At 69.7% G+C, this 23,704-nt stretch carries 19 protein-coding genes, 1 other RNA gene and 1 pseudogene; 1 reads left to right on the top strand and 20 read right to left on the bottom strand.

Annotation, left to right across the window (positions count from 1 at the left end; translation table 11 throughout):
- Window positions 1-131: 131 nt before the first annotated feature.
- From ACE3TE_RS09415 to ACE3TE_RS09405, 3 genes are all read right to left on the bottom strand, one after another.
- Window positions 132-1,088: a Nudix family hydrolase gene (locus tag ACE3TE_RS09415; protein WP_374604336.1), complete on the bottom strand. Its 957-nt coding sequence runs from the start codon at window positions 1,086-1,088 to the stop codon at window positions 132-134.
- Window positions 1,089-1,097: 9 nt separating this feature from the next.
- Window positions 1,098-3,839, bottom strand: a complete 2,742-nt coding sequence (gene secA, locus ACE3TE_RS09410; RefSeq protein WP_374604334.1) for a preprotein translocase subunit SecA — start codon at window positions 3,837-3,839, stop codon at window positions 1,098-1,100.
- A gap of 131 nt (window positions 3,840-3,970) precedes the next feature.
- On the bottom strand, window positions 3,971-4,885 hold the full coding sequence (locus ACE3TE_RS09405) for a M23 family metallopeptidase (RefSeq protein WP_374604332.1): 915 nt from the start codon (window positions 4,883-4,885) through the stop codon (window positions 3,971-3,973).
- On the opposite strand from ACE3TE_RS09405, the gene ACE3TE_RS09400 reads away from it, so the two are divergent.
- Complete coding sequence (locus ACE3TE_RS09400) at window positions 4,869-5,375, top strand: DciA family protein (RefSeq protein WP_374604331.1); 507 nt, start codon at window positions 4,869-4,871, stop codon at window positions 5,373-5,375. The two genes, ACE3TE_RS09405 and ACE3TE_RS09400, sit on opposite strands and share 17 nt — an antisense overlap.
- Before the next feature lie 67 nt (window positions 5,376-5,442).
- On the opposite strand, the gene lpxC is transcribed toward ACE3TE_RS09400, so the two are convergent.
- The 17 genes and pseudogenes from lpxC to rsmI all read right to left on the bottom strand — a co-directional run bounded on the left by lpxC (window position 5,443) and on the right by rsmI (window position 23,700).
- A complete protein-coding gene (gene lpxC / locus ACE3TE_RS09395; protein ID WP_374604329.1) occupies window positions 5,443-6,354 on the bottom strand; it encodes a UDP-3-O-acyl-N-acetylglucosamine deacetylase in 912 nt (303 codons plus the stop codon).
- Window positions 6,355-6,600: 246 nt separating this feature from the next.
- Window positions 6,601-7,836 (bottom strand): cell division protein FtsZ, encoded by a 1,236-nt coding sequence (gene ftsZ, locus ACE3TE_RS09390; RefSeq protein WP_374604327.1) that lies wholly within the window; start codon window positions 7,834-7,836, stop codon window positions 6,601-6,603.
- Between the two features lie 82 nt (window positions 7,837-7,918).
- Window positions 7,919-9,154 carry a cell division protein FtsA gene (ftsA, locus tag ACE3TE_RS09385; protein WP_374604325.1) on the bottom strand — a complete coding sequence of 412 codons (1,236 nt, stop codon included), beginning with the start codon at window positions 9,152-9,154 and terminating at the stop codon, window positions 7,919-7,921.
- Complete coding sequence (locus ACE3TE_RS09380) at window positions 9,151-9,918, bottom strand: cell division protein FtsQ/DivIB (RefSeq protein ID WP_374604323.1); 768 nt, start codon at window positions 9,916-9,918, stop codon at window positions 9,151-9,153. The genes ftsA and ACE3TE_RS09380 overlap by 4 nt, the downstream gene beginning before the upstream one ends.
- Window positions 9,915-10,883, bottom strand: a complete 969-nt coding sequence (locus ACE3TE_RS09375; protein ID WP_374604321.1) for a D-alanine--D-alanine ligase — start codon at window positions 10,881-10,883, stop codon at window positions 9,915-9,917. The genes ACE3TE_RS09380 and ACE3TE_RS09375 overlap by 4 nt, the downstream gene beginning before the upstream one ends.
- Window positions 10,880-12,313: a UDP-N-acetylmuramate--L-alanine ligase gene (gene murC / locus ACE3TE_RS09370; protein ID WP_374604344.1), complete on the bottom strand. Its 1,434-nt coding sequence runs from the start codon at window positions 12,311-12,313 to the stop codon at window positions 10,880-10,882. Before murC ends, ACE3TE_RS09375 begins: the two co-directional genes overlap by 4 nt.
- Complete coding sequence (murG, locus tag ACE3TE_RS09365; protein WP_374604320.1) at window positions 12,313-13,410, bottom strand: undecaprenyldiphospho-muramoylpentapeptide beta-N-acetylglucosaminyltransferase; 1,098 nt, start codon at window positions 13,408-13,410, stop codon at window positions 12,313-12,315. Before murG ends, murC begins: the two co-directional genes overlap by 1 nt.
- A complete protein-coding gene (gene ftsW, locus ACE3TE_RS09360) occupies window positions 13,407-14,714 on the bottom strand; it encodes a putative lipid II flippase FtsW (RefSeq protein ID WP_374604342.1) in 1,308 nt (435 codons plus the stop codon). The genes murG and ftsW overlap by 4 nt, the downstream gene beginning before the upstream one ends.
- Before the next feature lie 10 nt (window positions 14,715-14,724).
- Complete coding sequence (gene mraY / locus ACE3TE_RS09355) at window positions 14,725-15,807, bottom strand: phospho-N-acetylmuramoyl-pentapeptide-transferase (RefSeq protein ID WP_374604318.1); 1,083 nt, start codon at window positions 15,805-15,807, stop codon at window positions 14,725-14,727.
- Window positions 15,797-17,179 (bottom strand): UDP-N-acetylmuramoyl-tripeptide--D-alanyl-D-alanine ligase, encoded by a 1,383-nt coding sequence (gene murF / locus ACE3TE_RS09350; RefSeq protein WP_374604317.1) that lies wholly within the window; start codon window positions 17,177-17,179, stop codon window positions 15,797-15,799. The genes mraY and murF overlap by 11 nt, the downstream gene beginning before the upstream one ends.
- Window positions 17,176-18,642, bottom strand: a complete 1,467-nt coding sequence (locus ACE3TE_RS09345) for a UDP-N-acetylmuramoyl-L-alanyl-D-glutamate--2,6-diaminopimelate ligase (protein ID WP_374604315.1) — start codon at window positions 18,640-18,642, stop codon at window positions 17,176-17,178. The genes murF and ACE3TE_RS09345 overlap by 4 nt, the downstream gene beginning before the upstream one ends.
- Window positions 18,584-20,408: pseudogene (locus tag ACE3TE_RS09340) on the bottom strand (peptidoglycan D,D-transpeptidase FtsI family protein); the annotation flags it as partial. The pseudogene ACE3TE_RS09340 and the gene ACE3TE_RS09345, both read right to left, overlap by 59 nt.
- Window positions 20,405-20,668 (bottom strand): cell division protein FtsL, encoded by a 264-nt coding sequence (gene ftsL / locus ACE3TE_RS09335; protein ID WP_374604340.1) that lies wholly within the window; start codon window positions 20,666-20,668, stop codon window positions 20,405-20,407. The pseudogene ACE3TE_RS09340 and the gene ftsL, both read right to left, overlap by 4 nt.
- A gap of 2 nt (window positions 20,669-20,670) precedes the next feature.
- Window positions 20,671-21,657, bottom strand: coding sequence for a 16S rRNA (cytosine(1402)-N(4))-methyltransferase RsmH (gene rsmH, locus ACE3TE_RS09330; protein ID WP_374604313.1), 987 nt, complete (start codon window positions 21,655-21,657; stop codon window positions 20,671-20,673).
- Window positions 21,658-21,671: 14 nt separating this feature from the next.
- Window positions 21,672-22,118: a division/cell wall cluster transcriptional repressor MraZ gene (gene mraZ / locus ACE3TE_RS09325; protein ID WP_374604311.1), complete on the bottom strand. Its 447-nt coding sequence runs from the start codon at window positions 22,116-22,118 to the stop codon at window positions 21,672-21,674.
- Between the two features lie 306 nt (window positions 22,119-22,424).
- An RNA gene (gene rnpB, locus ACE3TE_RS09320) (RNase P RNA component class A) lies at window positions 22,425-22,778 on the bottom strand.
- A gap of 73 nt (window positions 22,779-22,851) precedes the next feature.
- Window positions 22,852-23,700: a 16S rRNA (cytidine(1402)-2'-O)-methyltransferase gene (gene rsmI, locus ACE3TE_RS09315; RefSeq protein WP_374604310.1), complete on the bottom strand. Its 849-nt coding sequence runs from the start codon at window positions 23,698-23,700 to the stop codon at window positions 22,852-22,854.
- Window positions 23,701-23,704: the final 4 nt, after the last annotated feature.

The following is a 23,704-nucleotide window of genomic DNA, read 5'->3' as shown; positions in this document are numbered from 1 at the left end:
CGGGGGGGGGGCGGCGCCCCCCGCGCTCGGGGGCCGCCGCGGCCCTGGCGGCGCGCCCGCCGGCGCGAATCTTTTCTTTGCCTCAGGCAAAGGCAAAAGCAAAAGCAAAAGATTCGCGCCTGAAGGCGCTCCTACACGGGCTTTGGCCAGAAAGCGCGGATGCCGGCGACGCCCTGGGCGCCGTGGCGGCGGGCCGTGGCGACGTCGGCGGGGCGCAGGCCGCCCAGGGCGTATATCGGCAGCGAAACGGCCTCACGCAGGCGGGAGAAGCGCTCCCAGCCCATCGGGGCAGCGCCAGGGTGGCTCTCGGTGGCGCGCACCGGGCCGAGCACGGCGAAATCCAGCCCCAGCGCCTCCGCCCGGGCCAGTTCGTCGGCGTCGTGGCAGGACGCCGCCACTGACTGGCCGGCCGGCAGTGGCCGTTCGGACAAGGCCATCAGCTGCCGCGCCGGCAGGTGCAGGCCGATGCCGAGGTCGGCAGCCAGGCCCGCTTCGCCGTTGACCAGCAGCTCGGCGCCCGCGGCATGGCAGCGGATGCGGGTGTCCATTGCCAGGTCGGCCAGCGCCTTCGCGGACAGCCCGCGCGCCCGCAGCTGCACGCGCCGGGCGCCGGCGGCCAGGGCCTTGTCCAGCAGGTGCAGCCAGGCGGCCGGCTCCAGCGATTCCGGGCTGATCAGGTATCGCGGCGGCCGCGTCAGCACCGACACCACCGGCCGGTCGGCGGGCGGCATCGGGTAGCCGTGCAGCTTCTCGAGCGGCGACCAGGCCAGGGCCTGGCGCTCGCGGCCGCGCGGCGTGCCCTCGTAGGCATCCACGGTGTAGACGTCCAGCAGGATGCGCTTGGTCGGGTAGGCCTGGGGCACGGCCATCAGCGGCACGGCGTCCAGGACCCGGATACCCAGCTCTTCGTGCAGTTCGCGGTCCAGGGCCTCGCGCGGGCTTTCGCCCGGCTCGACCTTGCCGCCCGGGAATTCCCAGGCGCCGGCCAGGTCGCGCCCGGCGGTGCGCCGGGCCAGCAGGATGCGACCGCGGGCGTCCCGAAGGACGGCCGCCACCACGTGTACCGGTTTAGGTCGGTCGCCGGGCATGCGCCGGGGTCAGTCCAGCTTCCCGTGGCACTGCTTGAACTTCTTGCCGCTGCCGCAGGGGCAGGGATCGTTGCGGCCGACCTTGGGGCCTTCGCGGTTGGCCGTCGCCAGCACGCCGCGGCCTTCGGCGGCCAGGGCCTGGGCCTGTTCGGCCTCGTCCTCGGTGCCGTAGCTGCCCGTGTCCGGGTGCTGGAACTGCATCTTGTTGGCCTGGGCGGCGGCGCGCTGGCGCTCGGCGGCCTCCATCGCGGCGACTTCCTCCTCGCTGCGGATGCGCACGCGGGCCAGCAGCGACACGACTTCCTGCTTCACCTTGTCCAGCATCTGCGTGAACAGCTCGAAGCTCTCGCGCTTGTACTCCTGCTTGGGCTGCTTCTGGGCGTAACCGCGCAGGTGGATGCCCTGGCGCAGATAGTCCATGCGCGCCAGGTGTTCCTTCCAGTTCTGGTCGAGCACGTTGAGCATCAGGTGCTTTTCCAGGTGGCGCATCATCTCGCCGCCCAGCTGGGCTTCCTTGTCGCCGAACAGTTTCTCGCCGGCTTCCAGCACCAGGGCCAGGATGCGCTCGTCGTCGATCGCCTCTTCCGTGGTCGCCGGACCCTGCAGGTCGACGGCGATGCCGAACTCGTCGGCCAGGCTGCGTTCCAGCCCCGGCAGGTCCCACTGTTCGTCCACGGATTCGGCCGGCACGTAGCGGCGCACCACCTCGGCCAGCACGTCCTCGCGGATGGCGACGATGGAGTCGTTCACCGAGTCGGCTTCGAGCAGCTCGTTGCGCTGCTGGTAGACCACCTTGCGCTGGTCGTTGGCGACGTCGTCGAAGTCGAGCAGGTTCTTGCGGATGTCGAAGTTGTGCGACTCGACCTTGCGCTGGGCGTTCTGGATCTGCTTGGTGACCAGGCCCGACTCGATGACGTCGTCTTCCTTCATGCCCATGCCGCGCATGGCCTTCTGCACCCAGTCGGCCGCGAAGATGCGCATCAGGTTGTCTTCCAGCGACAGGTAGAAGCGGGACGAACCCGGGTCGCCCTGGCGACCGGAACGACCGCGCAGCTGGTTGTCGATGCGGCGGCTTTCGTGGCGCTCGGTGCCGATGATGTGCAGGCCGCCCAGGGCCTTCACTTCGTCGTGGCGCTTCTGCCATTCCGACTTCACCCGCGCCTTGTCCATCTCGCTGGCGTCTTCGCCCAGCGCGGCCATCTCGGCGTCGATGGAACCGCCCAGCACGATGTCGGTACCGCGGCCGGCCATGTTGGTGGCGATGGTGACGGCCTTCGGGCGGCCGGCGTTGGCCACGATCTGCGCCTCGCGCTCGTGCTGCTTGGCGTTGAGCACCTCGTGCGGGATGCCCGACTGCTTGAGCTGGGTGGCCAGCAGTTCGGAGGTCTCGATGGAGGTGGTGCCCACCAGCACCGGCTGCCCGCGCTGGTAGCAGTCCTTGATGTCCTCGACGACGGCGTTGAACTTCGCCGGGCGGGCCAGGTAGACCTGGTCCGGATGGTCCTTGCGCACCATCGGCCGGTGGGTCGGGATGACGGCGACTTCCAGGCCGTAGATGGTCTGGAACTCGTAGGCCTCGGTGTCGGCCGTGCCGGTCATGCCGCCCAGCTTGCCGTACATGCGGAAGTAGTTCTGGAAGGTGATCGAGGCCAGGGTCTGGTTCTCGCGCTGGATCGGCACGCCTTCCTTGGCCTCGACGGCCTGGTGCAGGCCGTCGGACCAGCGGCGGCCGGCCAGGGTGCGGCCGGTGAACTCGTCGACGATGATGACCTCGCCGTCGCGCACGATGTAGTCGACGTCGCGCTGGTAGATGGCGTGCGCGCGCAGGGCGGCGTTGAGGTGGTGCACCACGGCCAGGTTGTTGCCCGAATACAGGCCGTCGTCCTCGCCGATGATGCCGGCCTCGCGCAGCAGTTCCTCGGCGTGCTCCATGCCCTGCTCGGACAGGTGGGCCTGCTTGCCCTTTTCGTCGACCCAGAAGTCGCCCTCGCCCTGCTCGGACTCCTGCTTGACCAGCTTGGGCACGATCCGGTTCACCTTCACGTACAGCTCGGGCGATTCGTCGGCCGGGCCGGAAATGATGAGCGGGGTGCGGGCCTCGTCGATCAGGATCGAGTCGACCTCGTCGACGATCGCGAAGTTCAGGCCGCGCTGGAAGCGGTCGTCCTTGGCCAGCGCCATGTTGTCGCGCAGGTAGTCGAAGCCGAATTCGTTGTTGGTGCCGTAGGTGATGTCCGAGCCGTAGGCGCCCTTCTTGTCCGAATGCGGCATGCCCGGGTAGACCACGCCCACCGACATGCCCAGGAAGTTGTACAGCTTGCCCATCCAGGCCGAGTCGCGGCGGGCCAGGTAGTCATTCACCGTCACCACGTGCACGCCCTTGCCCGACAGCGCGTTGAGATAGGTCGGAAGGGTCGCCACGAGCGTCTTGCCCTCGCCGGTGCGCATTTCCGCGATGCGGCCCGAGTGCAGCACCATGCCGCCGATCAGCTGCACGTCGTAGTGGCGCAGGCCCAGAACCCGGCGGGAGGCCTCGCGGCAGACCGCGAAGGCCTCGGGCAGCAGGTCGTCGAGGCTGGCGCCGTCGGCGACCCGGGCCTTGAACTCGTCGGTCTTGGCCTTCAGGGCGGCATCGTCGAGCTTCTCGAGCTCGGGCTCGTAGGCATTGATGCGGGCGACGTTCTTCTGGAACTGGCGCAGCAGGCGCTCGTTGCGGCTGCCGAAGATGCGGGTGAGCAAGCTGTTGAGCATTGGGAAAGCCGGTTGGGGAGCGCGGGGCGCTCACGCGGAAAGAAGAAGGCCGCGGCAGCCCGGAGGGGCGTCGCGGCCGTCTAGTCTAACGTGGGGACGGGGGCGGGGGTATCAAGCCCCCCGCCGGGGCCTCAACCGCGGGCCCGGTCCAGGTAGTTGCGCGGGTTCACCTGGCGACCGTTGAGCGTCACCTCGAAGTGCAGGTGCGAGCCGGTCGAGCGGCCGGTCGAACCGACCTTGGCGATCTGCTGGTCGGCCCGGACCAGGTCGCCGGCCTTCACCAGGTTGGCCTGGTTGTGGGCGTAACGAGTCTTGTAGCCGTTGCCGTGGTCGATCTCGACGACATTGCCGTAGCCGTTGCGCCAGCCCGAGAAGCTGACCACGCCCTCGGCGGCGGCGGTGACCGGATCGCCGGAGTTGGCGTCGATGTCGATGCCCGCGTGGTGGGCGCGGCCGCGACCGAAGGGGTCGTTGCGGCTGCCGTAGCGGGAGGAGATGTAGCCCGGCGCCGGCATGCGGTGCGGGGTGGCCTGGCTGTCGACCTGCTCGTTGAACAGCATCGATTCGAGCACCGAGAGCTGGCGGCCGGAGTGGGCGAACTGGGCCTCGAGGGCGTCCAGGCTGCCCAGAAGCTCCATCGACGGCACGTCTTCGGCATTTTCCGAACCACCCTGGCCGGGCAGGTCGGAGAAATCGAACTCGCCGTCCTTGAGCTTGCCGACCTGGGTCAGGCGGTCGCCGAGGGCATTGAGGCGGTTGGCCTGGGCCTGCAGCTCGCCGACGCGCGCGGCGATGGCGTTCACTTCAAGCTGGGCTTCCTCGCGGGCTTCGGCCAGCTCCAGCGCCTGCTGGTCGAACTCGGCCTGCAGGCGGGCGATTTCGGCCTTGGCCGCGCCGTCGGCGCCGCGGGCCAGGAAACCGGCCGAGAAGGCCAGGCCCAGCACCAGGGCGATGCCGCCGAGGGTGCCTGCGATGACTTTGGGCTGGTTGAACGCCAGTTTTTTTGGCGACCGGAGGAAATTTGCTGCGATGATGACATTCATCATGTCGAATTCATTCAAACCTTTCGTCCGCGGCGCTTCACCACCGACCCGCCTTCCCCCGCGCGCCCTCGAGGCGCTGTCCGGGACCGGGCTGGCCAGCGTGGTCGAACGCGCCCGTTGGCTGGGCGAACTCGACCCCGTGTTACGCCAGAGTCTCCCCGCCACCTTGGCCGACCACTGCAAACTGGCCAACGTGGATGACAAGAACTTGGTGTTCCTGGTCAACGCCCCGGTCTGGAAGGCCAGGCTGCGGCTGCATGCCGACGCCCTGCTGGGCGCGGCGGCCGCGGCCGGGCTCAAGGCCAGGACGCTGGTGGTGAAGGTGGTCACACCGGAACCCGCCATCCCCGTGGGGACCGGAACACCGAAACCACTTTCCGAGGCAGTCCGCGATTCACTGCGGGCCACCGCCCAATCGGTTTCCGACCCGGGGTTGCGTGACCAGCTTCTGCGGCTGGCTGAGTCGCCCCGGAACAAGACCGACGGGGCATGATGCCCGCGCCGGCGGGGCATGTCGTTAACCTGGGGTTAAACGATCGTTAAAGGCTGTGAAGCAGGTCTCAGACCGCCTGCGCCGGGTGCGCATACGAGATCGGCGCCAGGGCCGGATCCTCGAAGGTCACCTCTTCCCAGGCCGAGGTGTCGGCCAGCAGGGTGCGCAGCAGCTGGTTGTTGAGCGCGTGGCCGGACTTGTAGCCGTAGAAGGCGCCGATCAGGCTGTGGCCCAGCAGGTACAGGTCGCCGATGGCGTCCAGGATCTTGTGCTTCACGAACTCGTCCTCGTAACGCAGGCCGTCGTCGTTGAGCACGCGGTAGTCGTCGAGAACGATGGCGTTGTCCATCGAGCCGCCCAGGGCCAGGTTGCGCTCGCGCAGGAACTCGATGTCCTTCATGAAGCCGAAGGTACGGGCGCGGCTGACTTCCTTGACGAAAGACGTGGTCGAGAAGTCGATCTCGGTGCTCGAGGTCGCCTTGTTGAAGATGGGGTGCGCGAAATCGATCGTGAAGCCGACCTTGAATCCGTCGAACGGCTCGAAGCGGGCCCACTTGTCGCCGTCCTCGACCCGGATCGGCTTGAGGATGCGGATGAAGCGCTTGGCCTTTTCCTGTTCCTCGATGCCCGCCGACTGCAGCAGGAACACGAAGGGACCGGCCGAACCGTCCATGATCGGCACCTCGGCCGTGGACAGGTCCACGTAGGCGTTGTCGATGCCCAGGCCGGCCATCGCCGACAGCAGGTGCTCGATGGTCATCACCCGCACGTTGCCCTCCACCAGCGCGGTGCAAAGGCTGGTGTCGCCGACCTTTTCGGCCTTGGCATGGATTTCCACGGGCTGGTCGAAGTCCACGCGCCGGAACACGATGCCGGTATCGGGCGCAGCCGGGCGCAAGGTCATGTAGACCTTTTCGCCGCTGTGCAAACCGACACCCGTGGCGCGGATGACATTCTTGAGGGTGCGTTGTCTGATCATCTTGAGGCGGTCTCCGGGGCAGGAGCGCGCAAAACCGTCGAGGACGATAGCACACCGTGGAACAAACGAAAACCTAACATTCAAACAATTGTATTGATTCTGCAACGCAGTTCAGGTTTCGGGGCCGGAAAAGGGCCCGCCGGACCGGCCGGCGGGCCAAATATTCCTCTATCCCCCTGGTGACACCCCCGCGGGCCAGGCCCGCGGGTCCCACCAGGCCGCCCGTCCTGGGCGGCCGTTACACACTCAGTCGGCCTGGCGGCGCAGGAAGGCCGGGATGTCCAGATAGGCGTGCTCGTTGGCCAGCTCGCCCAGGGCCGTGGCGGTGCCGGAGGCCGGCTCGCTGGCCGCGGAACGGCTGGACGCACGCAGGCCCAGGTGGCCGGCACCTGGCATCGGGGTGCCGTTGGCCATCGCCGTGGCCGCCTCGTCGACCATGCCGGTCGTGGCGTTGCGCACCAGCTTCACCGGGGCGCGCTGCACCTCCCGCTCCGGGGTCCGGACCGGCTGGCGCACGACGCCGCGGTTCAGGCCCGTAGCCACCACGGTGACGCGGACCTCGTCCTGCATGTCCGGGTCCAGCGAGGTGCCGATGACCACCGTGGCGTCCTCGGACGAGAACTCCTCGATGGTGCGGCCGATCTCGTCGAACTCGGCCATGGTGAAGTCCGGGCCGGCGGTGATGTTGACCAGCACGCCGTTGGCGCCGGACAGGTTGACCTCGTCCAGCAGCGGGTTGGAGATCGCGGCCTCGGCGGCGGCCTGGGCGCGGTCGTCGCCGCGGGCCACGCCGGTGCCCATCATCGCCAGGCCCATTTCGGACATCACGGTGCGCACGTCGGCAAAGTCGACGTTGATCAGGCCAGGGCTGACGATCAGGTCGGCGATGCCCTTCACGGCGCCCAGCAGGACGTCGTTGGCGGCGCGGAAGGCCTGCACCATCGTGGCCTGGCGGCCGAGCACGGTGATCAGCTTCTCGTTCGGGATGGTGATCAGGGAGTCGCAGTGGTGGCTGAGCTCCTCGATGCCCTTGAGCGCCACCTGCATGCGGCGGCGGCCCTCGAAGGGGAAGGGCTTGGTGATGACCGCGACGGTCAGGATGCCCAGCTCCTTGGCCAGCTGCGCCACCACCGGTGCCGCGCCGGTGCCGGTGCCGCCGCCCATGCCGGCGGTGATGAACACCATGTCGGCGCCTTCCAGCGCCTCGACGATGCGCTCGCGGTCCTCGAGCGCGGCCTGGCGGCCGACCTCGGGGTTGGCGCCGGCGCCCAGGCCCTTGGTGACGTTGCCGCCCAGCTGCAGCTGCAGCTTCGCGCCGCACTGCTTGATCGCCTGCGCGTCGGTGTTGGCGGTGATGAACTCAACGCCCTCCACGCCCGCGTTGACCATGTGCGCGACGGCGTTGCCGCCGCCGCCGCCGACGCCGATCACCTTGATGACCGCGTTGGGTGCCAGCTTCTCGATCAGTTCGAAATGTGCCATGTCCTCGTCCTCCGTGATTCGAATCCAGGGTTTGTCTTGTCTTGTTATTGCTTTGGTGTTGCGTGTGCTTCCATGACGTCGTTCAGAACTCACCTCGGTACCAGTTCTTGAACTTCGTCCAAATCGTCCCGGCCTTGCCCGCCGAAAGCGTCGGGCGGCGCGGGTGTTCAATCTGGCTGCCCCAGAGCAGCAGGCCGACACCGGTGGCGTGCACCGGGTTGCCGACCACTTCGCCCAGGCCGGACACGTGCTGGGGAATCCCCACCCGCACCGGCATGTGCAGCATTTCCTCGGCCAGCTCGACCACGCCTTCCATGCGCGAGGCGCCGCCGGTGAGCACCAGGCCGGCGCGCACCAGTTCCTCGAAGCCGGAACGGCGCAGCTCGGCCTGGACGAGCTCGAAGATTTCCTCGTAGCGGTTCTGCACCGCCTCGGCGAGCGCCTGGCGGGCCAGGCGGCGCGGCGGTCGGTCGCCAACGCTCGGCACCTGGATCGATTCTTCGGCCGTCGCCAGCTGCGCCAGCGCGCAGGCGTAGCGAACCTTGATCTGCTCGGCTTCCGGCGTAGGCGTGCGCAGCAGGTGGGCGATGTCGTTGGTGACCTGGTCGCCGGCGATCGGCAGCGACGCGGAATGGCGGATCGCGCCCTGCACGAACACGGCGATGTCGGTGGTGCCGGCGCCGATGTCCACCAGCACCACGCCCAGTTCCTTCTCGTCGGTGGTCAGCACCGCGGTGCTGGAGGCCAGCGAGCTGAGGATCAGGTCGTCCACCTGCAGGCCGCAGCGCTGCACGCACTTCATGACATTGCTGGCGGCCGACTGGGCGCCGGTGACCAGGTGGGCGCGCACCTCGAGCCGCACGCCCGACATGCCGACCGGGTTGCGGATGCCTTCCTGGGAGTTGTCGACGATGTATTCCTGCGGGATGGCGTGCAGGATCTTCTGGTCGGCCGGCACCGCGACCGCCTTGGCGGCCTCGAGCACGCGGTCGAGGTCAGCATAGGTCACCTCGCCGCCGGACACCGGCACGATGCCCGGGGAGTTGCGGCACTGGGTGTGGCTGCCGGAAATCGAGGCGTACACCGAACGGATCTCGCAGCCGGCCATCAGCTCGGCCTCCTCGACCGCCCGCTGGATCGACTGCACGGTGGACTCGATGTCCACCACCACGCCGCGCTTCATGCCGCGCGATTCGTGCGAGCCGATACCGATCACCTCGATCTCCTGGCCCGGCGAATATTCGCCCACCAGCGCCGTCACCTTCGACGTGCCGATGTCCAGGCCCACGATCAGCGACTTGTCACCCTTGCGATTCATGTATTGGTTCCCTCAGTTGTGCTCCCTCCCCCGCCTTGCGGGAGAGGGCCAGGGAGGGGGCTCTCGACAGCCACGTCCTCCCACGTAATCGCAAACCCGTTCGTGTACCGAAGATCCGCCCGCGCGACCCGGCGCGCCGGGTCCTGGCGCAGCTGCGGCAACATGCGGGCGAAGCGCGCCAGCCGCGCCTGCGTTTCACCGCGGCCGGCTTCGATGCGGGTGCCGTCGTCGAGCACCAGTTCCCAGCTGCCTCGGGCGCTCAGGCGAACCTGTTCGACCTTCAGACCCAGCGGCAGGAACAGCGGTCGCGCCAGGCTGTGGAAGGACATCAGTTCGCCGGCGCGGTCTTCCGGGCCGTCGAACAGCGGCAGTTCGGCTCCCGCGCCGGGCGGCGCCGCAAACAGCCGGCCCTGTTCGCTGAGCATGCGGCCGTCGGCCCAGCGCGCGACCGGCGTGTGCTCGGCCAGGCTGACTTCCAGGCGGTCGGGCCAGCGCTTGCGCACTTCCACCTGCCCGACCCAGGGCAGCGCCGCGACGTCGGCGCGCACGCGCTCGAGGTCGACGGCGAAGAAACCCCGCTGCACGTGCGGCAGCACCGCTTCGCGCACGGCCGCTTCGTCCACCTGCGCGAACACCCCGGTGACGGCGAGCCGCCGCATCGGCCAGCGCTCGCCGGCGATCCAGCCGTTGAGCACCGCCACCACGGGCAGGGCCACCAGGCCGATCGCCAGGGTCCAGGCGGCGATGCGCAGCAGGGCGCTCATGCGTGGCCGCCCTCCCCGTCCGCAAGGCTGGTTTCGAGCACGCGCCAGCACAGGTCTTCGAAGGACAGGCCCATTTCGCGCGCGGCCTTGGGCACCAGCGAATGGCTGGTCATGCCCGGCGCGGTGTTCACTTCGAGCAGCCAGCTGTTGCCGGCCTGGTCGCGCATCACGTCGACGCGGCCCCAGCCGCGGCAGCCGACGGCGCGGAAGGCGGCGAGCGCGAGTTCGCGGATTCCGGCCTCGTCGTCGCCGGAGAGGCCCGGGCACAGGTACTGCGTGTCTTCGGCCTGGTACTTGGCGTGGTAGTCGTAATACTCGCCGGCCGGGACGATACGGATCGACGGCAGCGCGACGTCGCCGAGCACGCCGACTGTGTATTCGCCGCCGGTCACCAGCTGCTCGACCAGCAGTTCGCCGGGATAACGTGCGGCCAGCTCGACGGCGGCGTCCAGGCCAGCCTCGTCGAACACACGGGTGATGCCGACGCTCGATCCTTCGCAGGCGGGCTTCACGATCACCGGCAGGCCCAGTTCGCGGGCGGCGTCCTGCACCTTGTCGCCTTTCGCAAGGCGCACGTAGCGCGGCGTCGGCAGGCCCAGGGCCAGCCAGACCTGCTTGCTGCGGATCTTGTCCATCGCCAGCGCCGAACCGAGCACGCCCGAGCCGGTGACCGGGACGCCCAGGCCTTCGCACAGGCCCTGCAGCACGCCGTCTTCGCCGCCGCCCTTGTTGCCGTGCAGGATGTTGAAGACGCGGTCGAACTTCTTCTCCACCAGCGCCGTGACCAGGGCCGGGATGCCGTCGACGGCATGGGCGTCGATTCCACGGGCGCGCAGCGCCTCGAGCACGTTGCCACCCGACGCCAGCGACACTTCGCGCTCGGCGCTGGTGCCGCCCATCAGCACGGCGACGCGGCCGAAGCCGGCGGGGTCGGTCAGGCGCCGGGCGGGAAACACGGTGCTCATGCCTGCTTCTCCCCGTGGATGCCGTGCGCGGCCAGGTCGGCCACCACGGCGCCAATGTCGCCGGCGCCCATCACCAGCAGCAGGTCGCCGTCTTCGAGCACGTCGGCCAGCACGGTCGGCAGTTCGCGCACCGGGCCGGCGAGCACCGGGTCGATGCGGCCGCGGGCGCGGATCGCGCGGGCCAGGGCCTTGGCGTCGGCGCCCGTGATCGGGGCCTCGCCGGCGGGATACACGTCGGCCAGAACGACGGCGTCGGCGCTGGACAGCACCGCGGCGAAGTCGTCGAAAAGGTCGCGCGTGCGGCTGTAACGATGCGGCTGGAAGGCGACGACCAGGCGACGCTCCGGCCAGCCGCCGCGGGCAGCGGCAAACACCGCTTCGAGCTCGCGCGGATGGTGGCCGTAGTCGTCGACCAGCAGCGCCTTGCCGCGGCCGAAGTCGAGCTCGCCCTTGAGGTTGAAGCGCCGGCCGATGCCTTCGAACTTCTCCAGCGCACCGGCGATCTGCGCCGGTGAGACGCCCAGCTGCCAGCCGATCGCAGCGGCGGCCAGGGCATTGAGCACGTTGTGTTCGCCCGGCAGGTTCAGCGTGACGGCCTGTGCCGGCGCTTCCGGCAGGTGCAGGGTGAAACGCATCGCGGCGCCGTCCTGGCGCACGTCGGTGGCGCGCACGTCGGCGGCTTCGCCCAGGCCGTAGGTGACCAGGTGCCGCGGCGTGCGCGCGGCCAGCGCGGCCACTTCGGGGTCGTCGATGCACAGCACGGCCAGGCCGTAGAACGGCAGGCGGTGCAGGAATTCGTCGAAGGCGGCCTGCACGCGGGCGAAGTCGCCGCCGTAGTTTTCAAGGTGGTCGGCGTCGATGTTGGTGACCACGGCCACCAGCGGATTCAGGCGCAGGAAGCTGCCGTCGCTTTCGTCGGCCTCGGCGACCAGCCACTGGCCGCCGCCGAGGCGGGCGTTGGCGCCGGCCGAGAGCAGCTGGCCGCCGATCACGAAGGTCGGGTCCAGCCCGCCCTCGCTGAGCACGCTGGCGACCAGCGAGGTGGTGGTGGTCTTGCCGTGGGTGCCGGCGATCGCGATGCCGCGCTTGAAGCGCATCAGTTCGGCCAGCATTTCCGCGCGCGGGACCACCGGGATGCGCTCTTCGCGGGCGGCGACCAGCTCGGGGTTGTCGGCGCGGATCGCGCTCGACACCACCACGACGTCGGCGCCTTCGATGTTGCCGGCGGCGTGGCCGCGGAAAACGCTGGCGCCCAGGGTGGCGAGGCGGCGCGTGGCGACGTTTTCGTTGGCGTCCGAACCCGACACCTGGTAACCCAGGGTCACCAGCACCTCGGCGATGCCGGACATGCCGACGCCGCCGATGCCGATGAAGTGCACGCGCGGGAAGGCGCGGGCCAGGTCGCCGGTTTCCTGCAGGCGGCGGCGGATCATGGACGGGCCTCCTGGACCACGATGTCGGCGACGCGCGCGGCGGCGTCGGCATGGGAAACGCCGCGCGCTGCCCGGGCCATCGCGAGGCGGGCCGCGGCATCAGGCAGCAGGCGCGCGGTGGCTGCCGCGAGGCGTTCGCTGAAGCCCTCGCCTTCCGGCACCAGCACGGCGGCGCCGGCGTCCACCAGGTACTCGGCGTTGCGGGTCTGGTGGTCGTCCACGGCCGCCGGGAACGGCACCAGCACGCTGCCGACGCCGGCGGCGCAGAGTTCGGCCAGCGTCAGCGCGCCGGCGCGGCAGACCACGAGGTCGGCCCAGGCATAGGCAGCGGCCATGTCGGCGATGAAGGGTTCGACGGTCGCCGTGACGCCGGCGCTGGCATAGACATCACGCGTCGCTTCGGCGTGGCGTTCACCACACTGGTGCCGCACGTCGGGGCGCTGGTCGGCGGACAGGCCCGCGATCACCTTCGGGAGTTCGCGATTGAGCGCGTGTGCACCCTGGCTGCCGCCGAGCACAAGCAGGCGCGCCGGTCCGCTGCGACCGGCCAGGCGGGTCTCGGGCAGCGGCAGCGCGGCGATTTCCGGCCGGACCGGATTGCCGACCACTTCGGCGCGACCTTCCGGGAAGCTGCCCGGGAAGCCGCACAGCACGCGACGCGCCAAGCGCGACAGCACGCGGTTGGTCAGGCCCGGGGCGCGGTTCTGTTCGTGCACCAGCAGCGGGCGACGCAGCAGCCAGGCACCCAGGCCGCCCGGGCCGGCCGCGTAGCCGCCGAAGCTGAGCACCGCGCGCGGACGCAGCCGGCGCAGGATCGACAGCGCCTGCAGGACCGAACGCAGCAGCAGGAACGGCGCCTTGACCAGCGCCAGCGCACCCTTGCCGCGCAGGCCCTTCACGGAAATGGTTTCGATGGCGATGCCGGCGGGCGGCACCAGCCGGGTTTCCATGCCACCGGCCGAGCCCAGCCAGACCACCGGCACCGCGCGCTCGCGCAGGGCCTGCGCGACGGCGAGGCCCGGGAAAATATGGCCGCCGGTGCCGCCGGCGAGGATCAGCACGGGCGCGGTCGCGGAGAGGGAGACGGCGCTCATGCGACGGCTCCGATCTTGGGTTCGATGCGGCCGCGGCCGCCGCGCGCGCCGGCCGGCGGCGCGACCGCGGCGGGCGACGTCACTTCGGCGCGATTTTCCGGCGAGGCGATCGGGGCATCGGACGGCAGGCCCGCCCCGCCGCGCAGGCGCGCGACCTGGCGCTCGGCGCGGTCGAGTTCATAGCTCACGCGCAGCAGCAGGCCGATGGCCATGCAGGTCACCATGACGCTGGAGCCGCCGGACGACACCAGCGGCAGGGTCAGGCCCTTGGTCGGCAGCAGGCCCAGGTTCACGCCGATCGAAACGAAGGACTGCAGGCTGATCCACAGGCCGACGCCGAAGGCGCAGAAACCGGCGAAGTAGCGGCGCATCTCGACCGCGCGCAGGCCCAGGCTGAAGGTGCGCCAGCTGAAGATCGCGAACACCGCGATGATCGCCACCGAACCCACGAAGCCCAGCTCCTCGGCGCTGACCGAGAAGATGAAGTCGGTGTGCGCCTCAGGCAGGTAGAACAGCTTCTGCACGCTGCCGCCCAGGCCGACGCCGAACCATTCGCCGCGACCGATCGCGATCAGCGCCTGGGTCAGCTGGAAGCCGTCGTTGAACGGGTCCTGCCACGGATCGAGGAAGGACTTCAAGCGCGCCACGCGGTACGGCGCCGCGACGGCAATCACCGCCAGCAGCGGCAGCGCCAGCGCGGCAATGGCCAGCAGGTGGGCGATGCGCGCCCCGCCCAGCCAGACCATGCCGCCGGTGATCGCCAGGATCAGCGCCGCCGATCCGAAGTCCGGCTGCAGAAGCAGCAGCGCGACCAGGAAGCCGGCGACCCCCAGCGGCTTGAGCAGGGCCGACCACTTCTCGCCGATCTCGTCGCGATAGCGCACGACGTAGCTGGCCAGCCAGACGATCAGCAGCAGCTTCACCGCTTCGACCGCCTGGAACTTCGACACGCCCAGGTTGATCCAGCGCTGCGCGCCGTTGACGGTGTGGCCGATGCCGGGGATGAAAACCAGGCCAAGCAGCACGATGCAGGCCAGCAACAGCACGTGGTTGTAGCGTTCGATCAGCTTGAGCTCGGTGCGCATCAGCGCGAACGCCAGCGCGCCGCCCAGGGCCAGGAAGAGGACGTGCCGGATGAGGTAATGGAAGGGCCCGACGCCGTGCCCTTCGGTGAGCGCGATCGAGCTCGAACCCACCATCACCACGCCGAAACCCGCCATCAGCAGCGCCACGCCGAGCAGCACCGGGTCGTAGCGACCGGTGATGCTTTCGAGCTTGGTGGCCTGGCCGGCGCGTTCGTCGATGAGGCTCATGTCAGCGCACCTTCAACGTGGCCAGGCCGACCAGCACGAGCATCACCGAGATGATCCAGAAGCGCACGATCACGCGCGGCTCCGGCCAGCCCTTGAGCTCGAAGTGGTGGTGGATGGGGGCCATGCGGAACACCCGCCGGCCGGTAAGTTTGAAGCTGGCGACCTGGATCATCACCGACAGGGTTTCGATGACGAAGATGCCGCCCATCAGCACCAGGATCGCCTCCTGGCGCACGATCACGGCGATGGTTCCCAGCACCGCGCCCAGCGCCAGCGCGCCGATGTCGCCCATGAACACCATCGCCGGGTAGGTGTTGAACCACAGGAAACCGAGCCCGGCGCCGGCGATCGCCGCGCAGAAGATGGTGATCTCGCCGGCGCCCGGGATCGCCGGGATCTGCAGGTAGCTCGAGAACACCGCGTTGCCCGAGGCGTAGGCGAAGATGCCCAGCGCCGCCGCGACCAGCACGGTCGGCATGATCGCCAGGCCGTCGAGGCCGTCGGTCAGGTTCACCGCGTTGGAGAAGCCAACGATCCAGAAATACGCGATCACCACGAAGAAGCCGCCCAGCGGGATCGCGAAATCCTTGAGCAGGGGCAGGAACAGCGTGGTGTTGCTGGGATGGTCGGCGGTCCAGAACAGCGCCAGCGCCGCGGCCAGGCCGAACAGCGACTGCAGCGCGTACTTGTGCCGCGACTTCAGGCCGTTCGGGTCGCGCCGGACGATCTTGATCCAGTCGTCCAGCCAGCCGATGGCGCCGAAGGCCACCATCACCGCCAGCAGCACCCAGACGTAGCGGTTGCGCAGGTCGGCCCAGAGCAGCGTCGACAGGCCGATGGTCAACAGGATCAGCGCGCCGCCCATGGTCGGCGTGCCGGCCTTGGAGAAGTGCGACTGCGGGCCGTCGGTGCGGATCGGCTGGCCGCCCTTGAGGCGCGCGAGCCGCGCGATCACCGTCGGGCCCAGCCACAGCGACAGCAGCAGCGCGGTCAGCGCGCCGAGGATGGCGCGGAAGGTGATGTAGCCGAACAGCGGCGGCATCCAGCCCATTTCGCTCAGCCACCGGGCCAGTTCAAGCAGCATCGTCGGCATCTCCTTGCCTGTCGGCGGCCAGCAGCGCGGCGACCACCTTGTCCATCGCGCTCGAGCGCGAACCTTTCACCAGGCAGCGCAGCCCCGCCGGGGCGGCGGCGAGCGCCGGGCCCAGCGCGGCCAGCAGGCCGGCCTGGTCGTTGAAATGATGGGCGCCTTCGCCGAAGGCGCGGCTGCTGGCCGCGGTGAGCTCACCGACCGTCCAGAGCCGCTTGATCCCGGCACGACGCGCCCTTTCGCCGACCTCGGCGTGCAGCGCCTCCGCACCCTCGCCCAGCTCGCCCATGTCGCCCAGCACCAGCCAGGCGTCGCTGCCGGTTTCGGCCAGCGCCGCGATGGCCGCGGCCACCGAGCCCGGGTTGGCGTTGTAGCTGTCGTCGACCAGCACCGCGCCACCGCGCAGCGTGTGCGGAACCTGGCGGCCGGGCACCGGCGGCGCCGACTGCAGGCCCTGCACCACGTGCTCGAGGCCAGCACCGGCGGCCAGGGCCATCGCCGCGGCGGCCAGCGCGTTCATGACGCTGTGGCGGCCGCCGAGCGGCAGCGCGATTCCGGCGTCGCCGGCCGGGGTGTGCAGGCGGAAATGCGAGGCATCCGGACCCAGGCGCAGTTCGCTGGCGCGCACGTCGGCGTCGTTTTCCAGGCCGAAACGCAGGCAGCGGCGTTCACCGATGCGCTGCATGAACCAAGGCGCGAAGGCGTCGTCGGCATTGACCACCGCCACGCCGTCGTCGGGCAGCGCCTCGTAGATCGCGCCCTTGGTTTCGGCCACGCCCAGCAGGCTGCCCATGCGTTCGAGGTGGGCCGGCATGATGTTGTTCACCAGCGCCACCTGCGGCGGCGCGATCGAGGCCAGGTAGGCGATGTCGCCCGGCTTGCCGGCGCCCATTTCGTAGATCGCGAAACGCGCGTCTTCGGGTGCATCGAGCACGGCCAGCGGCAGGCCGATTTCGTTGTTGCGGTTGCCGGGATTGGCATAGGCCTTGCCCGCCAGCGACAGGATCGCCAGCACCAGCGCCTTCACCGAGGTCTTGCCGTTGCTGCCGGTCAGGGCCACGACCACGGCCGGCCGGCCCTGCTGCACGCCGGCCGCCAGCTCGCCCAAAGCATCCTGGGTATCGGCGCACAGCACCTGCGGCAGCGCGCAGTCGACTTCGCGCTGGACCAGCAGCGCGGCGGCGCCCGCCGCCAGCGCCTGCGGCGCCAGGTCGTGGGCGTCGTGGTGTTCGCCGCGCAGCGCGACGAACAGCGCGCCGGGGGCCAGGCTGCGGGTATCGGTGCCGACCGACGTGATCTCCACGTCGGCGCCAAGCTGGCGGCCTTCGACCCAGCGTGCCACCTGCGACAGCATCAGCGGCCTCATGCACGCGCCCCGAGCAGTTCGCCGGCGACCTGCAGGTCGTCGAAGGCATGGCGCACGCCGGCGATTTCCTGGTAGGGCTCGTGGCCCTTGCCGGCGACCAGCACGATGTCGTCCGCGCCGGCGCCGGCCAGCGCCAGCGCGATGGCGGCGCGGCGGTCACGCTCGACCTGCACCGCCTCGCGGCTTGTGAATCCGGCCAGGATGCCGGCGACGATGGCGTCGCCATCCTCGCGGCGCGGATTGTCGTCGGTGACGATCACGCGGTCGGCGCCGGCTTCGGCGATCGCCGCCATCAGCGGGCGCTTGCCGGCGTCACGTTCGCCGCCGCAGCCGAAGACGCAGGTCAGGCGGCCCGGGGTGTGTTCGCGCAGCGCGGCCAGGGCCTGCTGCAGCGCGTCGGGCGTATGCGCGTAATCCACGACGACCAGCGGCTTGCCGTCGCGGCCACCGGTGCGGCTCATGCGGCCGCCCACCGGCGACAGCCGCGGCAGCATCGCCGCGACCTCGGCCAGCGGCCAGCCCAGCGCGCGCAGCGTGCCGGCGACGGCCAGCAGGTTTTCGACGTTGAAGCGGCCCAGCAGCGGCGAAACCACCGGATGGGCTTCGCCGGCTTCGGCGAGCACGAAATGCAGGCCTTCCGGCGACAGCGCCACGTCCCCGGCGCGCAGGCTGGCAGCGCCGGCGCCCCGCGCGCTGGTGCCGATCACGCGCACGCCCGGCGCGACGCGCGCGGCCAGGCGGACGCCGAAGGGATCGTCGAGATTGACCACCACCGCCTCGAGCGTCGGCCAGCCGAACAGCAGTGCCTTGGCGTCGCCGTAGGCTTCCATGCTGCCGTGGAAATCGAGGTGGTCGCGGGTGAGGTTGGTGAACACGGCCACGTCGAAAGCCACCGCGTCGACGCGCCCCTGGGCCAGCGCATGCGAGCTGACTTCCATTGCGACATGGCTGGCGCCCTCGTCGCGCATCGCGCCCAGCAGCCGGTGCACGGCGATGACGTCCGGCGTGGTGCGCTCGCCTGCGACCAGCCGGCCGTGCAGGCCGGCGCCGAGGGTGCCGATGCTGCCGGCGGTCGCGCCCGACAGCGCCAGCGCCTGGGTAAGCAGCTGCACGGTCGAGGTCTTGCCGTTGGTGCCGGTGACGCCGACCAGGCGCAGCGCCTTCGACGGCGCGCCATAAAAACGGTCGGCCAGTTCGCCCTGGCGCACGCGAAGTCCCGGGAAAGCGACGGCGTTGGCGGGCAGCTTCACCGCGTCGGGCGCAGGCGGCTCGAACAGGATGACGCTGGCGCCGGCGGCCTGCGCCTGCGGGAGATGGCGCAGGCCATGGGTGCTTTCCCCGGCCAGCGCGACGAAGGCGTCGCCATCGCGCAGTTCGCGGCTGTCGGCGGCCAGGCCCTGCACCAGCGGGTTCAGGCCCGGCGGCGGCAGGGCCAGGCCGGCCAGCAGCTGGTCGAGCGGCATCGCGCGGGTCACGGCGCGATCTCCCGCGGCGGGGACGGCGCGGCGACGGCCTGGCGCGTTTCCCTGGCCTGCTTGGCCGCCTGCGCGGCGTACCAGCCCTGGATGTCGTCCGGGGGTACGTCCATCAGGCGCAGCGCGCCTTCCATGACGCGGTGGAATACCGGCGCCGATACCGCGCCGCCGCCGTATTCGAGGCCCTGCGGCTCATGGATGACCACGGCCATCGCGAAACGCGGGTTCGTGGCGGGCACCAGTCCGACGAAAACCGCGACGTGGCGATTGGCGGCGTAACCACCGCCGCTGGCCTTGCGCGAGGTGCCGGTCTTGCCCGCGACGCGGTAGCCGAGCACGGCGGCGCGGCGGGCGGTGCCTTCGGGGCCGACGACGGTTTCGAGCATGTCCATCAGCTGCGAGGCGACGGCCGGGTCGATCACCTGCGTGCCTTCGCCGGCGCTGCCCTTGACGAAGGTGACGTCCATCAGCCGGCCCTGGTTGCCCACGGCCGCGTAGGCGCGCGCCAGCTGCAGCGGCGTCACCGACAGGCCGTAGCCGTAGGAAATCGTGGCCTTCTCGGTCGGCCCCCAGGTCGAGGCCGGCGTCAGCACGCCGGGCAGTTCGCCCGGGAAGCCGCTGCCGCTGCGCTGGCCCAGGCCGAAACGCTGGTACATGTCGAACTGGTGGTCGGCGCTGAGCTCGTTCGAGACCTTGATGGCGCCGACGTTGGAGCTCTTGGTCAGCAGGCCGGCCAGCGACAGCGTGCCGTAGTTGCGGAAGTCGCGGACGGTGTAGCCGCCGGGCAGCGAGGTGTAGCCCGGGGCGGTTTCGATTAGGGATTCAGGGGTGAACTTGCCGGCTTCCAGCGCCGCGGCCAGGGTGAAGGTCTTCATCACCGAACCGGGCTCGACCACGTCGGTGACGGCGCGGTTGCGCCGCGATTCGGCGTCGGCGCCGACGCGCGAGTTCGGGTTGTAGGAGGGCTGGTTCACCATCGCCAGCACTTCGCCGGTCGGCACGTCCAGCACGACCACCGAGCCGCTGGTGGCGCCGGTTTCGACCAGCGCCGACTTCAGTTCGCGGTAGGCCAGGTACTGGATGCGGCGGTCGATCGACAGCGCCAGGTCCTTGCCGGCCTCGGCCGACTCCATCAGGTCGACGTTCTCGACGATGCGGCCGCGGCGGTCGCGGATGACGCGCTGCTTGCCTTCCTTGCCGGTCAGCCAGTCGTTGAAGGCCAGCTCCAGGCCTTCCTGGCCCTTGTCGTCGATGTTGGTGAAACCCAGCACGTGGGCCATCACCTCGCCGTAGGGATAGAAGCGGCGGAATTCGCGCTGCGAGTAGACGCCGGGGATCGCCAGGTCGGTGATCGACTCGGCGACATCGGGATTGAGGTGCCGGCGCAGGTAGACGAATTCCTTGTCGGCGCGCTCGGACACGCGGCGGGTCAGCACGTCCACCGGCGTCGACAGCGCCTGCGCCAGTTCGGGCAGGCGGTCCGGATGCAGCAGCAGTTCCTGCGGGTTGGCCCAGATCGACTCGACCGGCGAGGACACCGCCAGCGGTTCGCCGTTGCGGTCGGTGATCATGCCGCGCGAGGTGGCGATCGGGATCTCGCGCAGGAAGCGGGCGTCGCCCTGGCGCTGGTAGAACTCCTCGCTGACCACCTGAAGGTGCGCCGCGCGTGCCACCAGCACCGCGCAGCAGACGCCCAGGATGCCGCCGACCACCATCAGGCGCTTGCGCGGGCTGTAGTTGCTGCGCACGCTCATGGCTGCAGCACCACGATGTCGGTGTCGGCCGGGAAGGCCATGCCCAGGCGGGTGCCGGCGACCTGTTCGATGCGGTTGGCTTCCGACCAGGTGGCCTGTTCCAGCTGCAGGCGGCCGAATTCGATGTTGAGCTCGTCGCGCTCGCCTTCGAGCGTGCTCAGCGCGATGTAGGCCTGCCGGTGCAGGTGCCGCGCCCAGACCACGCCCAGCGCGCTGGTGATCACCGCCAGGGCCAGCACGAACAGCACGAAGTGCCGCAGGCTCATGCGGGCCGCTCCTGCGCATCCTGCGCCCGCGGCATTGGCACATCCATGTGCGGCAGCCCCAGCTTTTCGGCGACCCGCAGCACGGCGCTGCGCGCGCGGGGGTTGTCCTTCACTTCCTGCGGCGTCGCGCGCAGGGCGCCGCCGAGGTCGCGCAGGTCGGGCGTGAACGGCAGTTCGACCGGCATGCGGCGGTTGCCCGGGGGCGCCTTGGCGTGCCGGTTGATGAACTGCTTGACGATGCGGTCTTCGAGCGAGTGGAAGCTGATCACCGCCAGCCGGCCGCCGGGCTTGAGCACCTTCAGCGCGGCGTCGAGGCCGGCTTCGAGGTCCTCGAGTTCGCGGTTGATGAAGATGCGGATCGCCTGGAAGCTGCGGGTGGCCGGATGGATCTTGCCGTCGCCGCGGCCGAGCACCGACGAGATCAGGTCCGCCAGCTGGGCCGTGCGCAGCAGCGGTTCGTCGTCGCGGCGGGCGACGATGGTGCGGGCGATCTTGCGGCTCAGCTTTTCCTCGCCGTAGGTCCACAGCACGTCGGCGATCTCGCGCTCGTCGGCGCGCGCCAGCCAGTTGGCCGCGCTTTCGCCCGACTCCGGGTCCATGCGCATGTCCAGCGGACCGTCCTTGCCGAAGCTGAAGCCACGTTCGGCGACGTCGAGCTGCGGGGAGGACACGCCGAGGTCGAACAGCACGCCGTCCAGGCCGGCGGCGGCCTCGTCCCATTCGGCCAGGCCGGCGAAGGAACCCCGGCGGGCGGCGACCCGCCCGTCCGCGCCGAAAAGCGCGTGGGCGGTGGCGATCGCTTCGGGATCCTTGTCCATCACCAACAGCCGTCCATCCGGCCCCAGCCGGTCAAGCACGCCGCGCGCATGGCCCCCTCGCCCGAACGTGCCATCCAGATACCTGCCATCCCTGCGCACCTGCAGGCCGTCCATGACCTGCGCCCACATCACCGGAAGATGGCTGGGCTGCGTTCCAGGACGCATCCCGGCCACGCCCGTCACAGCCTCAGGTCGAGCATGTCCTCGCTGATCTCGTCTTCCCCGATGGTCTGACGGATCTGCGCGAGGTGCGCCTGCTCGCTCCACAATTCGAACTTGCCGCCCATGCCCAGCAGCACGGCCTTCTTTTCCAGGCCGGCCGCGTTGCGGTGGCTGGCGGGCAGCGTCACCCGGCCGTTGCCGTCGGGCTCGAGCACGGTGGCCGCACCAACCAGCTTCAGCTGAAGGTTGCGGTGCACGCGCTTGGCGTTGGGCAGGGCGTTGACCTGGTCGCGGACCTTTTCCCAGGTCGCTTCCGGGTACAGCCACAGGCAGCCGGCTTCGTAGGGGTTGTAGGTGACCACGAGGCGGTTGGCGCAGGCGCGCGCGACCTGGTCGCGGTAGGCCGTCGGAATGGCCAGCCGCCCCTTGTCATCGATCGTGATCGCCGTTTCGCCCTGGAACATCGTGTTCGATCCGCCCTCGTCTGGGTCAGGCCCACTAAAAACCACAAAAAGCCCGGAATTCCCTCAGATGCCCACGTTAGTCCTGCCCCTGTGGGGTGTCAAGGACATTTGGGAGGGAATTTCGCCAAGCGGATCAACGCCTTGCACGATACTTGAGAGTCTTGTTTAAGAACCATTCGGCAACTGTTGTTTCACATGGATTTGATCCAAGCCCGTGAAACAGTTCGCGGAATGATGCGGCAGCGGCCAGGGCGGCCGGCCGGCGACCCCGGGCGGGGCGATTGCGCGGATGGTGGGACGAGGAAGTGGCGGAGCCGGCCATTAAGCCGGGTTCTGTCGTGGACAGTCATTCCTCTGGGACCTGCGTCACCGCAGGCCTCAAGCAACCAACCCGGGTGCGGCACGAGCCATGCCATCGCACCCCTATTTGGTCTTGCTCCAGGTGGGGTTTGCCGTGCCCCGCGGCGTTGTCCCCGCGGGCGGTGGGCTCTTACCCCACCGTTTCACCCTTACCACGCACCCTTGCGGGCCGTTCGGCGGTTTGTTCTCTGTTGCACTTTCCGTCGGCTCACGCCGCCCAGGCGTTACCTGGCACCCTGCTCTGTGGAGCCCGGACTTTCCTCGGCGCATTGCTGCGACGCGACTGCCTCGGCCGACTCCGCCGGGGCGGATTCTCGCACAGACCCACCCCCGGAAATGGGGTCAGAGAACATTAACGCTTCAATGAGGAGCTTCAATCGTTAATGTTCTCTGACCCCATTTTGTAGAGGGACTTGCGTGGGGCGCCGCTCAGGTCGGCCGCCAGCTTGGCGGCAAGCGAGGGCTTGAGGTGCTCGGAGAGCTTGGCGTAGATACGCTGGCCTTCGATCAGCTTCGCCTCGCCGTCGTCCTCGCAGCCGCGTACGACCAGCACGAATTCGCCCTTGCGCTGGTTTTCATCGGCCACCACCTTGCCGGCGAGTTCGCCCAGGGTGTCGCCCAGCACGGTTTCGAAGAGCTTGGTGAGCTCGCGCGCCAGCACCGCCTCGCGTTCGGATCCGAAGATCGCCACCAGGTCGGTAAGGCATTCTTCGATGCGGTGTGAGCTTTCGTAGAACACCAGCGTGCGTGGTTCGCGCGCCAGCGCCGTCAGGCGTTCGCGCCGCCCGGACGCCTTGGCCGGCAGGAAGCCTTCGAAGCAGAAGCGGTCGCTGGGCAATCCGGCCACCGACAGCGCCGCGATCGCCGCGCAGGGACCGGGCAGCGGGATCACGCGCAGGCCGGCCGCGCGCACCTCACGCACCAGCCGGTAGCCGGGATCGCTGACCAGCGGCGTGCCTGCGTCGGACACCAGGGCCAGCGAATCGCCGGCTTTCAGGCGTTCGACAAGCTTCCAGGCGACGTCGGCCTCGTTGTGTTCATGCAGGGCCAGCAGCGGCCGCTCGATGCCCAGCGCGCCCAGCAGCTGCCGCGTATGGCGCGTGTCCTCGGCGCAGATGGCGTCCACCGACGCCAGGACCTCGCGGGCGCGCACCGTCAGGTCGCCGAGGTTGCCGATGGGTGTCGCCACCACGTGCAGCGCCCCCGCCTGTGTGTTCGCCATGACC

It is taken from the genome of Arenimonas sp. (assembly GCF_041919775.1).
Taxonomy (GTDB): Bacteria; Pseudomonadota; Gammaproteobacteria; order Xanthomonadales; family Xanthomonadaceae; genus Arenimonas.
The sequence above is the reverse complement of the archived record's forward strand: the minus strand, read 5'-3'. Positions and strand labels throughout refer to the sequence as shown.